The organism is Streptomyces sp. MB09-01 (genome assembly GCF_033794505.1).
Lineage (GTDB): Bacteria > Actinomycetota > Actinomycetes > Streptomycetales > Streptomycetaceae > Streptomyces.
Genome location: NZ_JARAYQ010000225.1, coordinates 1 through 13,800, shown reverse-complemented (window position 1 = coordinate 13,800; position 13,800 = coordinate 1). Strand labels below are relative to the sequence as shown.

Here is a 13,800-nt window from a genome sequence, read left to right as displayed (position 1 = left end):
GGTGGGGTGATGGGGCCGTACATGCGGTTGCTAGTCGACGAGCCGGACGGCGGGGCGCCGGTAGTGCTGCAGGTGGCGAATGGGACGACCGTCGGGGAGGTCGCCGAGCTGCTGCGGCTGGTGTTCGAGGAGGCGGGAGTCGAGCGGGTGGCGGTGCGGGTCGGCGAGGGCGTGGTCGGGGTATGTACGCGGGGGAACCTGGAGCAGCTCCTGGCACGGGTGCCGCGCGGGCCCGGTGACGGCGACGCGGCGCGGCTGGCGGGGAGCCCGCTCTACACGATGCTGGAGTTCGCGTGCGGGTCCTGCCCGAACCGGGTGGTGACGGTGCACGTGGACGAGGACGATCCGCCCGCCTGTCCGCTGCACGGGGTGATGAGGGGGCCCGCATGAAGGACGGCGGACCTTTCGGGATGTTCGGGATGCGGTTCCTGCTCGTCAGCGTCGTCCCGATGTACGCGGCGGGCGTGTTCCTGCTGGTGCTCGTATGGGCGGGCGCGCCCGGCCGCCTTCGTTTCGCGGACGCCTGGGAGACCGTCGAGGGCCTGAAGGCCGGGGAGACTGTCCTCCTGGCGGTCACCCTGCTGCTGGTGGCGCTGCTCACCGCCCCCTTCCAGCTCCGCCTCACGAGGCTGCTCGAAGGCTTCTGGCCCGCCTGGACACCCGGCGCCGCCCACCTGCGGCGCCGCGCGGCCCTGCAAGCGAAGGCTCTTCAAAAGGCCGCCGACCTCCTCCTGAACGGCCCTCCCACCGAGGACGAGCTGTGCCACGCCGGAGAACTCGAGGCCGAGGCGGCCAGGCTGCGGGGCGGGACGGCGTCGGATGAGGTGGGGCGGCTGGCCGGGGAAGTTGAGGCGGAGGCCGCGAGGTTGCGGGCGGGGGCGCCGTCTGCCGGGGAGGTGCAGAGGGCCGGGGAGCTGCAGGAGGTGCGGCGGAGGCGGTATCCGGCGGCGGGGACTCATCTGCGGGCGACGCGGTTGGGGAACCGACTGGCGGCGGCGGAGCAGGTGGCGGGGCGGGCGTACGGGTGGGACGCGGTCGTCGCGTGGCCTCGGCTCTATCCAGTGTTGGGGGCTGAGACGCGGAAACTCGTCGACGAACGGCGGGACACTCTGGACACGTCGGTGCGGCTGGCGGCGGTAGGGGCGGTCACGGCGGTCATGGCGTTCGGGCTGCTGGCAGCGTCGGGGTGGTGGCTGCTGCTGGCGGGTATACCGCTCGTCGTGGCCGTGGCCGCTTACCAGGCGGCGGTGGAGAGCGCCGAGGCGTACGGGGAGGCCCTCACGGTGGCGTTCGATCTGCACCGGTTCGACCTGTTGCGGGCGTTGCGGTTGCCGTTGCCTGGCGACCGGGCGGCCGAGCGGGCACAGGCGAGGGAGCTCTGCGAGTTCTGGCGGCAGGGGCGGCCCGTTGCGCTCGTCTACGATCCGGCCGAGCCGTTGAACATCAACCTGCGGAGCGGGGACTAGTGTGCGACGTCCCGTGAGTTCCTCTGAGCCCGGCTAAGGCATTGCCCGTGTGGCCAAGGGCTTCTTCCTCCTCGGAGTGTTCTGCACGTCCGTGACGTAACCTCGGGAATCCTGAAGCGTTCCCATCGAACCCGATCGATCTGCGGTCATCGTGAAGCCGAGGAAGCGTCTCTTTCTACGCAGGCAGTGGCGTGGAACAGGAAGACGGCCGTCCTTGTGGCCCTCGGGGATCGCCCGGCGACCCGCTCCTCCTGCGTGAGGGTGGCCGGAAGGCCGTAGCGCTCCAGCGCGGCCTCGGTGAGGACGATCAGCGGGTCGGCATCCTTGCCGGGCCCGACGAGCTTCGGCTGCCCGAGCTTGGCCTCCTTGAGGGTCCAGCCCACCAGGAACGGCAGGGACTTGGCGGGCACATCCAGGACCAGGCCGCCGGTGCAGTACGCCAGCCCTTCCCGTCCTCTACGTCCAGGACCGCCAGCGGGCCGTTCTCGAACCGCGGGTCGGTGCCGCCCGCCGGGGTGTTCGCCGGGGCGGCCTTCTTCGCCGCCGGGCGGCGCGACGTGGACGACGTCCTGGTGGTGCTCGCCGGGCTGGTCGCGGCGGCCGGAGCAGCAGCGATGGGAGCGGGGGTCTCGGGGGTGTTCTCGGTTGCAGTCATGGCCGCAACTCGGGGGCCGGGCCTGTGGCCAGAGTCGGCGCTTCGGCCGGGGCGGGCGCGCCGGTGAACGTGGCGGGCACCGGGGCGGCCGGCTCCTCGGGTGCGGGGTAGAGCTCGGCACGCTGCTTCAGCAGTCGCGCGTACGCGTCCCCTTCCGGCGGGCGGGGCATCGGTTGCGCGAGATGCTCGACCCTCGGGCAGGAACTCGCCTCCCAGCTTGACGCGCTCGCCAAGCATGGCATCCCCAGGGAGAAGGTCTTCAGCGAGAAGATCAGGACCCAGGTGCGGGTACGGCCCCAGTTCGAGGCTGCGCTCGCCGCGGCCCGCGAGATCAAGGCCCACGCCCCGCACTGCCGGGTGATCCTCACCGTCTACGATGAAGCGGCTCGGCCGCGACGCCGCCGAACTCACCGCGCTCGCCGACCACTCACCGCCCACGGCCTGGTCCTGGAGATGCTCGCCGGACCGCTGCCGGGGATGTACGACCCGTCCGGCCCGGTCGGCTGCTGTTCGCGTTCTTCGCGGCCATGGCGGAGACCGAGCGGGAGAACATCCGCGAGTCCACCCTGACGGGCTCGACACGGCCGTCCCCAAGGGCAAGCACGGCGGCCGCCCCACGGTCATCACCGACGACATGCTCCACACCGTGCTCCGCCGCCGTGCCGCTGGCGAGTCCGTCGAGCAGATCCAGCCCGACCTGATCATCCCCACCGGCAAGCGCAAGGACACAGCCCCAGCGTCGCCAGCATCTACCGGGCACTCGCCGAACACGAGAAGCGGGCCGCCTATCCCGAAGCCATCCAGCAGGGCGACGACTACGCCGCCCTGCGGCCCGGCGCAGGCATCCCCGGCCAGATGACGGGCAACATCAGCTCATGATCCACGGCCCTCACCGCACCAAAGGCGCGCCCGCCCTCGGTGCGCTTCCCGGCCAGGACGGACCCTTCGGCCGCCGCCCCGAACCGGACGCCGACGACCATCCCTCCGAGCTGAGAACGCAGACCCTCCTGTGCCCATTCTGCGCAGCCGAACCGGCCGCCGACCGGCCCCGCACGATCGCCGCTACCGGGGACCGCCTCACGGTGACCTGGCACCGCCTCGCCTGCCCCCACTACGCAGCCGACCGCATCCTGGCGGGAGAAGAGGAATGAAGCCCAAGGCCAGCCCGGCCGGCGCGACCACGCCGCAGCCGCAAGGCATCGATCCACGGGCTGGCGACATCATCGAGCACATTGTGCTGGCGGTCAGCGAGGGCGACGACGCCCGCATCCGCACCCTGTTGGCCGACCTCGCCGCCGTCGCGGACACCGCCGCTCTGCTGCACCTGCGCGAGCGACTGTACGCGCCGCGGTAAACGAAACCGGACCGTGCGCGCTCCAGGCCCGCAGGAACAGGTCGCGAGGGCTCACCGGGTGCCGCGGGGAGAAGGACACCGGGGCCGGGGCACTTCGCGGCCCAAGCTGAGCCACTCGCGCTCGACGGCGTCAGAGATCGACGTGCCGGTCATCCTCCCAAGCCTCTCCCGGAGGTTGAAGGGGTCCGGACCGCTGTAGAGGCGGAACGGGCCGGCCCATGCGGCGGGGCATGACCTGAACGACAACGGCCATGCCTTGATCTGCGCTAGCGGCGCTCGCCTTCACGGTTCGGGTAGAGGGAGGCGAGCTTGCTCCAGTACCGGTCGAGGTGGGCGTCGGTGTCGCGCAGCGCCGGGTCGAGGAGCTCGGCATGTAACTCGGCCCCGCGCTCGTGCGCGGTCTCGGCGCTGGGGGCTGTCGGTGCTGCACGGCGCCAGGGTGGCCGGCTGACGCCGTGCCGGGTGTCGCGCGCCGAGCGGGTCGCCCACCATCGGGCCGCCAGGATCGCGGTGGTGATGACGGCAGCGGAGAGGGCGTGCAGGGCTGGATGCGCAGCCACGGTTTCCTCCCACGAACTCGGACGGGCTACAAGGAGGCGCGGGGGCGCTGGTCTTTGCGGCGGGCGCCCACGCGGCTGGGTCAGCCGGGCCAGGTGCCCGTCAGTCGTCTGGTGGCGGTTGCGCCTGCCCGGTCGACGGCGGCCTTGACGAGGGCGAAGATCGCGCCTTGGAGGGCTGCGGCGAAGAGGATCTCCTGCCAGCTACGGTCTTCGTCGGTTGCGTCGGGCGCGTCCTCCTCGTGCCCGATCATCTTCCACGCCTGCTTGAAGGCCATGCCAGCGAGCATTCCGCTGACGGCGCCCAGGGCCAGACCGACCGGCTTGTATGCGATCTTGGATGCCTTCATCGACGCCTCCGGCTGCGCCGGACGAGCAGGAATACGACCAGGAAGGCGGCGGCGGCGAGCAGCGGGGTGCGCTTCGCGCGTGCCGTGGCCGCCAGCTGGCCGGTCTTCTCCCGTACGGGGTCCGGGGTCTTGTCCGCGGCGAGGTGTCCGGCACGGGACGCAGTTTCGCGGAGCTGCGCTGTGGCGTGGGCGGCTTTGTCGAGGACCGGGTCGGGAGTCTTGTCCTTCAGCAGCTGCGTGGCCTGCTCCGCCTTGTCGCGGATCTGGCCGGTGATCTGCGCGGCCTTCTCGGCCGCTTGCTCCTTCACGGCGGCGGCCTGCTCGTGCGCCCTGGCCTTCACGTCGGCCTTGGCGGCCAGCGCTTCGACGGTCTGACCGAGTTCCTCGCGGGTGTGCTCGACCTGCTCGCGCAGCTCCTCAGGTGTGGGCGCGGACTCTTCGCCGGGGGATGGGCTGGTCATCGCTGGGTCTTCTCCTTGATCTCGGCCACGTCGGCCTTGATGCTGTCGATGGTCTGCTCCGGCGCGGGCGGGCCGGCCTTCGCGATCTGCTTCTTCCCGGCCATCGCCATGACGGCGGTGACCGCTGCCAGCACGGCGGCGACGATGAGGGCCGCAGCCCATACCGGGAGCAGCAGCGCCACGGCGGCGATGACGGCGCCTGTCAGGGCTTGCGCGGCCAGGAACCGACCAGGCCGGCCCCGCCGAAGAGGCCGCCGCCGACCCCGAACTGCTTGCCCTTCTCGGTCATTTCCGCCCGGGCCAGCTGCATCTCTTCCCGCACCAGCTCCGACAGCTGCTGGGATGCGCGGGTCACCAGCGCGCCCACCGAGTCCTCGGAGTCGTGGGCGTGCCGATCACCGCCGCTCACGCGTCTTCACCTCGCCTTCCTCGTGCTGCTCGCAACAGATAACCCCCGATGGCTGCACGATGGTCGCCATTCGCATGGCGGGGGCGGCGCCGCGCCGCTCAGTTGTCCCGTTTTGGTCCCGGTGGTGCACCTGCTGTCAGGGGCGCGCCTACCCGGTAGCCGGCCGGGCACCCGCGCCACAGGCCGGCGCTTCACCCGAGGTGGCGCAGGAGCAGCCGGGGCGCGGCCCGCACCACAGAGGCCGCCGCCAGCCCGATGGCGGCTCCAGCGGCGACGTCGGAGGGGTAGTGCGCGCCGCTGTGGACCCGCTCGATCGCCACCAAAACCGTGGGCACGGCGCAGGCCGCGCCCGCCCACGGCCAGCTCGGAGCGACGGCGGCAGTGAACGCGACGGCCGCGGCGGTGTGCCCGGAGGGGAAGGAGGAGCTGTCCGGCCGCTCCTCGACATCCTCGTGCGGGAACCATTCCTTCGGGGGCCGGCGGCGATCGACGAGCTGCTTCGCAACCCCGTTGGAGAGCACCTGCGCCACCGCCATCCCCGCAACGCCCGCCACCGCGGCCCTGCGGCCCCTCCAGCCGCCCCCGGCCGCCATGAGAGCGGCGGCCGCCCACCACAGCTTCGTGTGCTCGGCCGCATCCTCCACCGGCGGCAGCAGGCCACGCGCCCAAGGGGAGTCCCAGGACGCCATGCGCTTGGTCAGCCCGTTCTCGCCCGCCCGCAGGGACGCAAGAAGCCTCATGGTCAGCAGCTACCCCCACCAAGGCCGTTCAGACCGTGATCACTCCATCCGGCGGCGGTCTTCGTCACTCCACTTCCGCGTGTCACGCGGCCGGACATAGGGCTCCTCGTCCTCGGGGTGTCCGCCGGCGATCGCCCGCTGGCGGGCCAGCTCCGCATCGAACTCCAGCCCCAGGAGGATGGCGATATTCGTACCGTACTCCCGTTCGCCCACAAGGACTGGAAGGGCCTGCAGCGCCCAGAACAGGGCGTCGTCCGCTTCGAACACGACCACTACCTGAAGATGTGGGCCCTGTCCGAGCCGAAGATCGACGCCGACTTCCTCCTCCTGGATGAAGCTCAGGACACCAACCCCGTCGTCGAGCAGGTCTTCACCGCCCAGCGCGGACACGCCCAGCTCGTCATGGTCGGAGACTCCGCCCGGGCCATCTACGGCTGGCGCGGCGCCACCGACGTCATGACCCGCTTCGACGGCACCCCCTTGGCCCTGACGCAGTCCTTCCGCTTCGGCCCGCACCTCGCCCGCGAAGCCAACCGATGGCTCGCCCTCGCCGGCGCACCCATCCGCCTCCAGGGCACGGAAACAATCCCCACCCGGCTCGACACAATCGAGACCCCCGACGCTGTCCTGTGCCGCACCAACATCGGCGCCATGACCCAGGTCCTCACCCACCTCCATGCCGGCCGCCGCGTCGCCCTCACCGGAGGAGGGGAAAGCCTACGCAGCCTCCCGCTCGCCGCCCGGGACCTCAAGAACGGCCGCCCCACCAGCCACCCTGAACTTCTTCTCTTCTCCTCCTGGGGCGAACTCCAGGACTACGCCGCCTACGACCCGGCCGGCGCCGACCTCCAGCCCTTCGTCGATCTGATCGACACCCACACCCCCGAAGCCCTCCTGGCCGCAGTCAGCCAACTCGTCGACGAACAACACGCGGAGGTGACCGTGTCCACCGCCCACAAGGCCAAGGGCCGAGAATGGCCAACGGTCCAGATCGGCAACGACTTCAGGCCACCCAAGGACGCCGAGGAACCCGACGCCCAAGGCCGCCCCGTAGCCGGCCCCATCGACGATGCAGAGGCGCGCCTGGCCTACGTTGCGGTGACCCGGGCCAGGGGCTGCCTTGACCTCGGCGGCCTGGCCTGGATCCATGACCATTCCGGCGGCAACCCTGGGTGACATCTTCCGCAATGCCCCGCCAGCCAGCAGCCCTTTTACCGGCGACGACGCGGGGCAACCAACGACCAGCTGGAGCTGGCTGCCAGGCGGCACCCCTAACGCCTCAAGGCGACGGTCCTGCCCGTGAGCGCAGGACGCGCCGGTCTCATTCCTCGTCCAGGCCCGCCAGGCGGGTACTCCCCCATGTCCTAGCTCATGCGTGGCCCAAGCATGCTTTACTTCCTGTTTCGGCCAATTTCCAGGTGTCGGAAGGCGTCCCAGGCCGCGCGCAGGGCGGCCTCGAGTCCGGCATCGTCGAGATCCCCGGGTTCGGCAAATTCGGGATCGATCGCGTAGTCCTCGAGGATCATGAACACCTCGTCGAAGAGAGCGCCGAGTGCCCCTTGGATCCGTTCGCCGTTCGCCTGGGAAGCGCGGCGGGCTTCCCACCAGCCGTGTGCGAAGTCCGGTGCCCCGCAGCTCCCGTCGGTGAACGCCTCCAGCAGCGCCACTTGCCGCGCCGCCGCACTCGCCGGGTCAATGTCGTCGAGGTGGGACCACGCCCGGTGCTCAGGCCCGTACGCGGCTGCCACGGCCGACAGAGCGGGGTGACGGCCCAAGAGGGCACGCGCATAACGGCCGAAGCGCGCGCGTGCCGTGTCGACCCCCTCCCCGACGGCCGCCGCCACGAACGCGGCGTTTCCCGCGATCAATGCGTAGCCCGATTCGGGAAAGAGGACGGCTCCTTGCAGGTCGGGAGTGCGCAGCATGAACGGCGGGTGGATATCCATGCCCTCCCCGTGGGTGGACAGTCGGGACGTCGTACCGGCGATCGCCCCGGGGTCGTCTGCGAGGTTCGTGGCAAGGACGTACGGTGCCCCGACCGCGCGGCATCCGGCCGCGATCCGACGGGCCAGTGCCGGATCGAGCCGTGCACCTGCAGGAACCGGGGTCACCGATTTGTCCCGCAGCCAGGACTGGGCGAAAGCGCCGTCCGAGCCGAGCACAGCCCTCAAGTCCGATGCGTCGTCGTACCCTGAATCGGTCACCACAGAAACCCTTTGTCGATGATTCCCTGGAACTGTTTGTCGTTTAGTTTCCAGGCCGACCAGAACTTACCATCGGCATGCAGCATGACCATTTTCTGGGATGCCGGATCGATGAACCCGGCCGCCGGCCCCTGACCTCTGTAGTTGAAGCGGTAGATCTTCGTTTCGTCCGCTGTCATGTGCTCACGCAAGGCCTCTTCGAACCGCTGCAGGTTGGCCTTGTTCAGGTTCCCTGGGTTGTCGAGGAAGTCCACCGCGTGGGCGTGGAACTTCCTGCTCATAACCTTCTGGCTGGAGAAGTCGGCCTTTTCCTCCCACGCGCCTTTTGGGCACGGGGCAAGCCCCAGCGGGTCGGTCCAGGAGTGAGGATTATGGACGTACGTGGCAGGGTTGGGCGCGGGGCCGAGTCCCAATGGGTCGGGAGTGAGGTAGCGGGCCGTTTCGGGGTCGTAGGTGCGGAAGTAGTTGTGGTGAAGCCCGGATTCCGGGTCAAAGTACTGGCCCGGGAAGCGGAGCGGGGTGTAGGCCGTTGCCCCACGGTTCCAGGTTGTGGTGCCCCACAGGGTGCTGCGGGTGTGCCACGCCGTGGTGCCGTCCTCCGCAAGGAGGTGCGTGGGGGTGCCGACCAGGTCGGTGACGATCGCGAAGAAGCGGTCGTCGACGTCGTCCTGGGCCATGCGCTCGGTCTGGGTAACGGGATGGAGGCCCTGGTGGGTCCAGGTCAGGGTGACCAGGCCACTGGTCTCCTCGCAGAGAGTCGTTCCATCCCAGGTAAAGATGGTTTCTTCCGCTACTTCATCGGTCTCCGACAGACGCTGTTTGGTCGTACGGCGGCCCAAGGCGTCGTACTGGTAGCGCCAACGGGTGCCGTCCGGGGTGGTGACCCTGACCAGCTGGTCCTCTGCGTTCCATTCGTAGCGCCAGGTGTCCGGCTCGCGAGAGAGGTGGGTCTTCTGGCGGAGAGTGACGCGGCCCAGTGCATCGTGTTCATAGCGGATCGAGCCCGCCCGGGTGATGCGGGTTCCCGTGTAGGTGCGCCGACCGTGGGACTCTGCGCCGGCGTGCGTGTTCGGCCAGGAGGCTCTGGTTTGGTTGCCGACCGCGTCGTAGGCGTACCGCTCGGACCAGGACGCCGCTTCCACGGCAGTGACGCGAGCGGCTGTGTCCAGGGTGAAGGTGCGCGGGCCGGTGACGAGGTCGTCGATACCGGTCAGGTAGCCGTCGGCTCGGTAGCTGTAGCTGCGGCGCTGGAGGGTGCGGTCGTCCTGGCCGATGACGGACTGGGCGGTGCGGCGTCCCATCACGTCGTGCGCGTGGGTGATGGTGAGCGACGGGCCGACGGCCCTATTCAGCTCCTGGCCAGCCGCGTCCCGCTCGAACGTCAGGGTGCGGCCGGCCGTGGTGAGGGAGGTGCGCTGGCCTGCCGCATCGTACGTCCAGTGGGACTCGGCGCCGCCGGGCGTCGTACGGCTGGTGCGACGGCCCAGGGTGTCGTAGCCGTAGGTGAGGGTGCGGCTGTTCACCGTCTCCGAGAGGAGCCGACCCGTGGCGTCGCGGAGCCAGGTGACCGTTGCCTCCGGCGAGGACGCCGTCGCGAGGGTATCGAAGACGTCGTACTCGAACGTCGTGACCAGGCCGGCCGCGTCCTTTCGGATTGTCTGGCCGAGCTTGTTGTGCTCATAGGTGGTCGTTTCGCCGAGGGCGTTGGCGCGGGAGGTCAGGAGCCCCGACGCGTCATAACCGTACGTGAGAGTGCGGCCGTCGAAGTCCGTCTCCGAGGTCAGACGGCCGACCGCATCGTAGGCGTAGCTCCACGTCAGGCCTTGGGGGTTGGTGACCCTGGTGAGCCGGAGCTGCGTGTCGTGGTCGAAGGTGTAGCGAGCGCCGTCCGGGTCGGTGCGGGCGGTGAGGAGGTCGAAGTCGCCGTACTCGGAGACCGTGACGGCGCCCACCGCGTCCGTGTGGGTCAGGCAGTTGCCCTCGCCGTCGTACGTCCAGGACTCCTCGCTGCCGTCGGCGTTCACGCGGCGCAGCAGACGGCCTTCGACGCTCCACGTGAGGTGCACGGTGTGGCCCAGCGGATCCGTGATGGCGATCGGGCGGCCGAAGGCATCGCGTTCGTACGTGGTCGTCCCGCCCAGGGGGTCCGTCGCTGAGGCGATCCGGCCTGCGCCGTCGGAGTTCACGTGCCTGGTGTGTCCCAGGGCATCGGTCACGGACGCGAGGTGGCCGCGGCTGTCGTACCCGAAGTGGGTTGTGGCGCCGGACGGGTCGGTGACCGAGGTGCGGTTGCCGTGGTCGTCGTAGGTCTGGCGGGTTACCCTGCCGTCCGGGGCGATCAGCTTCACAGGCAGGCCGAGTGCTCTGTACTCCGCCCGTGAAGCGCGGCCGTCTGGGCGGGTCACGTCGGTCAGGCGGCCCGCCTCGTCGTATGTGAAGCGGGTGGTCTGGCCCAGCGGGTCGGTGCGCGCGAGGAGCCGGTTGCGGCGGTCGTGCTCGAAACGGGTCGTCGCGCCGGTGGGGTCGATCTCTGCGGTGATCTGGGCGCGGTCGTTGACCAGGAACTGCGTGGTGTGGCCGAGGGAGTCGGTGAGGGTGGTGCGGCCGGGCTCGTAGGTGAAGCGGACGTTGAGGTGGCCGTTGGTGCCGGACTGGGCGGTGCAGCGGTGCTGGTCGTCGTAGACGTAGTCGAAGTGGCGGTCGTTGGTGTCGGTCCAGGAGGTGATCCGGCCCAGTTCGTCGTAGCCGAAGCGGAGCGGGCGGCCCGAGGAGTTGGTGACCTCGGTGAGGTGTCCGCGGGTGTAGCCGTAGCGGAGGATCTGCGTGCCGTCGGCCAGGGCAAGGCCGGTTATTCGGCCATCTGAGGTCGACAGGCGGACCTGGTAGCCGCCGCTGTGAGTGATCGACAGCGGTGCGCCCTGCTCGTCGTACGAAAAGCTGATCCAGGCACCGTTGCGGTCGTCGATCTGCAGGAGCAGGCCCTGCTCGGTGAAGTGGCGGACCTGGCCCGTGTGAGGGTCGGTGACCGTGTAGCCGCCGTCGCCTTGCTGTTCCAGCGGCCAGCGCCGACCCAAGTGAGGGAAGACGGGGGCGTCGGGCGAGGGGTGGGGGTAGCCGAGAAGACTGCCGTCCTCGCTGACCAGGACCACGCCCTCGTCGTCGAACTCCAGCCTCTGGTCGACGGTGCAGGCCCAGGTGGGGCCGAACCAGCGGCCCAGACGGTACGACGACTCGAACGTCCGGCTGAACACCAGTGTCAGGGAGCCTGGGAGGACCAGGTCGGTCTGGGGGAGTGTCATCCGGCCCGTCGCGACGTCGACCGGGTCCTCCCGACAGGTCTTGCAGTCGGATTCGCGTGACCTGTCGTGCGGGTCGTGGCGCAGCTCGTCGCCGGCCGATGGTCCCCCCGGCTTCTTCGGCGTATGTGTCAGGTCGTCGGCGAGGCGGGCGGCTGCGGCGGCTCTGCGGGCAGCGCCGGACAGGAGGCCGCCCCCCTTGGGGCCGATGGCTTCCGGGACGAGCGTGCCGCCGAATTCGAAGGGGTCCTTCATCGCGCTGTCGACCATGGCCTTGGCCGCGGCGGCAGGGTCGTTGGCCGCCGTGAGGAAGCCGGCTCCCATGCTGTTGAGGCCCATCTCGGCCACGGTCGGGTGGGTGATGTTGTACGGGTCGTGGGGGGTGAGCCCGCGGGCGAAGTTGACCAGGCCGGCCGTACCCTTGGCGATTCCGCCGAGGAAGTGGTCAACCTCCGCGCCCTTGCGGACGATCTCGACCAGCGCGGCGTCGGCGGCCGACACCTTCGGCGCCGCGTCACGGGCCTTCTCCAACGCCTGCGCCACCGAGCGGGCCACATCGTCGCGCTGACGCCGCGCCTCGGCCAGCTTCTGCTGGGCAGCCTTGATGCCGTCCGCACCCGGATCGGTGAAACCCATAGGGCGGGCCGGCAGCGGATCCTGCTGAGCTTTGACAGCCGACTCGTAGTCCTTGACCCACGTGTCGTAGGCGGCGTGGGCGTTCTCCGACAGCTTGACGGCGGTCTTGTACTCCTCGATCGCCTCCTTAGCCTGTCCCTGCGCCCACGTCACCGTGTCGGCAAAGCGGCCGACCGCGCCGGCCGCCGTCTCGAAGGCGGCCGCGGCCGCGAACCAGCGGGGCGCCTTCTCCTGTACGGAGTCCCGAAAGGCCTCAGCCGTGGCGCCCTTGATGCCGTCCGTGCCAAGCTTCTTCAGGCCCTCCCCAGTGCGGGTGAAGGCCGCGTGGAAGTCACGCAGGTGCCCGGCGGTCGTCCGCAGGGTGCTGGCGCTGCCGTGGACCAGCTGCTTGGGATCGTTGCTCTGGCCGAGCTCGACCTCCCCGACGTCGGCGCCCAGACGGTTCGCCGCGGAGTTCGCCGTGTTCCGGACCGCGTTGGCGCCCCCTTGCCAGCCGACGTCCTCCAGCTTGTCGGCCGTCTTGTCGCCGAGCCACTCGACCGCGTCGCCCGTGAGGGCCGCGCCCTTCTCCAGCCAGTTGTCGCCGCTCATCAGGAACCAGCCCCCTGATCCGCGCTCTGATCCCTGTCCTGATCGCCAGCCTGCTGGTCCGCGCCCTGCGGGTTGCGGACGCGGTCGAGGGTCTCGCGGTCCATGCCCTGCACTTCGGCAATGTCCTCCAACACGCCGCCGAAAAGTCCCTCGTTGAGGACGCCGCGCTTGGTATCGGCCCACGTACGGTCGAAGTCCTCCCTGGCCTGACGCGCCTGCTCCGGAGTCTCCTGCTTGAACGCGTGATCGGAGAGGATCGCGTCCATGGACTTCTTCTCGACCTCGTCCGCCGACGCGTAGGGGTTGCCGATACCGGCGTTGACCAGCACCTTGAAAGTGCCCCTGCGGTACTGGTCTTCCTCCCACACCGAGCCGGCCCCAATACCCAGGCGCTCGGCCAGTCCACTGGTGATGACGAAGAGGCTGCTCACGCTCATATCCCAGCGTTCGCAGAACCCCTCCAACGCCGCTGCGACCGCCGGATGACCGGCCTCCATACCCGTCGGCGCCAGCTGGCTCATACCGCCACCCGCTACGGCCGAGGTGCCCATCGCGAACTCACGCAACTCCCCGACCGCGGAACGCAGACCGTCCTGGATGTTCTGCACTGCGACCGGATCCATATCCAGGTCTGCGTCGCTACCACTCATGATCCCTACCCCCAAGGTTCCCGGAGACGCTACACGAGAAGACTGACAACTCCGGCGCCGAGCGTCGACGTTCGGCCAGGTCAGCGGACCACTGGGTGGGCAGCGGACCAGCTGACGGAGCGCCCGCGATGGAGTGGCCCCGAAGGCCGGATCCGCTGTACAGACCTGCTCCTGAGTCGTCTGTTGCGCTAGCGGCAGCAATGGTCGCGACGCGTGGCAGGCAATGTCTGCCGCTGACGGGAACAACAGGGTGCCCCCACGGGCCGACTCGCTACCACCCGCGCCGAACAACAAGCCGTGGCTGAGTCCATGAACTTGATGATGGCCCGCCGACGCAGTGTCGGGCGGGCCATCATCAAGTTCATGGACTCAGCCACGGCTTGTTGTTCGGCGCGGGTGGTAGCGAGTCGGCCCGTGGGGGCACCCTGTTG

General features: G+C 69.8%; 13 protein-coding genes and 3 pseudogenes. 6 read left to right on the top strand and 10 right to left on the bottom strand.

All coding sequences use genetic code 11. From position 1 onward, the window contains the following. Both PV721_RS33490 and PV721_RS33485 read left to right on the top strand, forming a co-directional pair. Positions 1 to 390: hypothetical protein (locus PV721_RS33490; protein WP_319731004.1), on the top strand; the 390-nt coding region annotated here is incomplete at its 5' end. After that, positions 387 to 1,466, top strand: coding sequence for a hypothetical protein (locus tag PV721_RS33485; protein ID WP_319731002.1), 1,080 nt, complete (start codon positions 387 to 389; stop codon positions 1,464 to 1,466). The genes PV721_RS33490 and PV721_RS33485, both read left to right, overlap by 4 nt. 213 nt (positions 1,467 to 1,679) lie before the next feature. On the opposite strand, the pseudogene PV721_RS33480 reads toward PV721_RS33485, so the two are convergent. Continuing rightward, positions 1,680 to 2,351: pseudogene (locus tag PV721_RS33480) on the bottom strand (transcriptional regulator); the annotation flags it as partial. Here PV721_RS33480 and PV721_RS43815 point away from each other — a divergent pair. The 3 genes from PV721_RS43815 (at position 2,290) to PV721_RS33470 (ending at position 3,475) form a co-directional block, all read left to right on the top strand. Continuing rightward, positions 2,290 to 2,691: a hypothetical protein gene (locus PV721_RS43815; RefSeq protein ID WP_323806088.1), complete on the top strand. Its 402-nt coding sequence runs from the start codon at positions 2,290 to 2,292 to the stop codon at positions 2,689 to 2,691. The pseudogene PV721_RS33480 and the gene PV721_RS43815 sit on opposite strands and share 62 nt — an antisense overlap. 305 nt (positions 2,692 to 2,996) lie before the next feature. Then, positions 2,997 to 3,272: a hypothetical protein gene (locus PV721_RS33475; protein ID WP_319731000.1), complete on the top strand. Its 276-nt coding sequence runs from the start codon at positions 2,997 to 2,999 to the stop codon at positions 3,270 to 3,272. Continuing rightward, a complete protein-coding gene (locus tag PV721_RS33470; RefSeq protein ID WP_319730998.1) occupies positions 3,269 to 3,475 on the top strand; it encodes a hypothetical protein in 207 nt (68 codons plus the stop codon). Before PV721_RS33475 ends, PV721_RS33470 begins: the two co-directional genes overlap by 4 nt. A gap of 266 nt (positions 3,476 to 3,741) precedes the next feature. On the opposite strand, the gene PV721_RS33465 is transcribed toward PV721_RS33470, so the two are convergent. The 6 genes and pseudogenes from PV721_RS33465 to PV721_RS33440 form a co-directional block, all read right to left on the bottom strand. Further along, positions 3,742 to 4,035, bottom strand: coding sequence for a hypothetical protein (locus tag PV721_RS33465; RefSeq protein WP_319730996.1), 294 nt, complete (start codon positions 4,033 to 4,035; stop codon positions 3,742 to 3,744). An 80-nt stretch (positions 4,036 to 4,115) separates the two neighbouring features. Beyond that, positions 4,116 to 4,382 carry a DUF4235 domain-containing protein gene (locus PV721_RS33460; protein ID WP_319730994.1) on the bottom strand — a complete coding sequence of 89 codons (267 nt, stop codon included), beginning with the start codon at positions 4,380 to 4,382 and terminating at the stop codon, positions 4,116 to 4,118. Further along, on the bottom strand, positions 4,379 to 4,843 hold the full coding sequence (locus tag PV721_RS33455) for a DUF3618 domain-containing protein (RefSeq protein WP_319730992.1): 465 nt from the start codon (positions 4,841 to 4,843) through the stop codon (positions 4,379 to 4,381). Before PV721_RS33455 ends, PV721_RS33460 begins: the two co-directional genes overlap by 4 nt. Then, positions 4,840 to 5,153, bottom strand: a pseudogene (locus PV721_RS33450) (phage holin family protein). Before PV721_RS33450 ends, PV721_RS33455 begins: the two are co-directional and overlap by 4 nt. Positions 5,154 to 5,443: 290 nt before the next feature. Continuing rightward, a complete protein-coding gene (locus PV721_RS33445) occupies positions 5,444 to 5,992 on the bottom strand; it encodes a phosphatase PAP2 family protein (protein WP_319730990.1) in 549 nt (182 codons plus the stop codon). A 39-nt stretch (positions 5,993 to 6,031) separates the two neighbouring features. Next, positions 6,032 to 6,184: pseudogene (locus tag PV721_RS33440) on the bottom strand (YihY/virulence factor BrkB family protein); the annotation flags it as partial. Between the two features lie 90 nt (positions 6,185 to 6,274). Here PV721_RS33440 and PV721_RS33435 point away from each other — a divergent pair. Next, positions 6,275 to 7,168 carry a UvrD-helicase domain-containing protein gene (locus PV721_RS33435; RefSeq protein WP_416371239.1) on the top strand — a complete coding sequence of 298 codons (894 nt, stop codon included), beginning with the start codon at positions 6,275 to 6,277 and terminating at the stop codon, positions 7,166 to 7,168. A gap of 215 nt (positions 7,169 to 7,383) precedes the next feature. On the opposite strand, the gene PV721_RS33430 is transcribed toward PV721_RS33435, so the two are convergent. The 3 genes from PV721_RS33430 to PV721_RS33420 are packed head-to-tail and all read right to left on the bottom strand — an operon-like array spanning position 7,384 to position 13,369. Then, entirely contained in the window at positions 7,384 to 8,196 is an 813-nt protein-coding gene (locus PV721_RS33430) for a hypothetical protein (protein ID WP_319730988.1), read from the bottom strand. Further along, on the bottom strand, positions 8,193 to 12,719 hold the full coding sequence (locus tag PV721_RS33425; RefSeq protein WP_319730986.1) for a putative T7SS-secreted protein: 4,527 nt from the start codon (positions 12,717 to 12,719) through the stop codon (positions 8,193 to 8,195). The genes PV721_RS33430 and PV721_RS33425 overlap by 4 nt, the downstream gene beginning before the upstream one ends. Further along, complete coding sequence (locus PV721_RS33420; protein ID WP_319730985.1) at positions 12,719 to 13,369, bottom strand: hypothetical protein; 651 nt, start codon at positions 13,367 to 13,369, stop codon at positions 12,719 to 12,721. The genes PV721_RS33425 and PV721_RS33420 overlap by 1 nt, the downstream gene beginning before the upstream one ends. Positions 13,370 to 13,800: the final 431 nt, after the last annotated feature.

What these genes read in the sequence shown, in the direction of transcription:
- PV721_RS33455 (WP_319730992.1), bottom strand. Translation starts at nt 4,843, where the DNA reads ATGACCAGCCCATCCCCCGGCGAAGAGTCCGCGCCCACACCTGAGGAG.
- PV721_RS33475 (WP_319731000.1), top strand. Translation starts at nt 2,997, where the DNA reads ATGATCCACGGCCCTCACCGCACCAAAGGCGCGCCCGCCCTCGGTGCG.
- PV721_RS33425 (WP_319730986.1), bottom strand. Translation starts at nt 12,719, where the DNA reads ATGAGCGGCGACAACTGGCTGGAGAAGGGCGCGGCCCTCACGGGCGAC.
- PV721_RS33470 (WP_319730998.1), top strand. Translation starts at nt 3,269, where the DNA reads ATGAAGCCCAAGGCCAGCCCGGCCGGCGCGACCACGCCGCAGCCGCAA.
- PV721_RS33485 (WP_319731002.1), top strand. Translation starts at nt 387, where the DNA reads ATGAAGGACGGCGGACCTTTCGGGATGTTCGGGATGCGGTTCCTGCTC.
- PV721_RS33445 (WP_319730990.1), bottom strand. Translation starts at nt 5,992, where the DNA reads ATGAGGCTTCTTGCGTCCCTGCGGGCGGGCGAGAACGGGCTGACCAAG.
- PV721_RS33460 (WP_319730994.1), bottom strand. Translation starts at nt 4,382, where the DNA reads ATGAAGGCATCCAAGATCGCATACAAGCCGGTCGGTCTGGCCCTGGGC.
- PV721_RS33420 (WP_319730985.1), bottom strand. Translation starts at nt 13,369, where the DNA reads ATGAGTGGTAGCGACGCAGACCTGGATATGGATCCGGTCGCAGTGCAG.
- PV721_RS33435 (WP_416371239.1), top strand. Translation starts at nt 6,275, where the DNA reads ATGTGGGCCCTGTCCGAGCCGAAGATCGACGCCGACTTCCTCCTCCTG.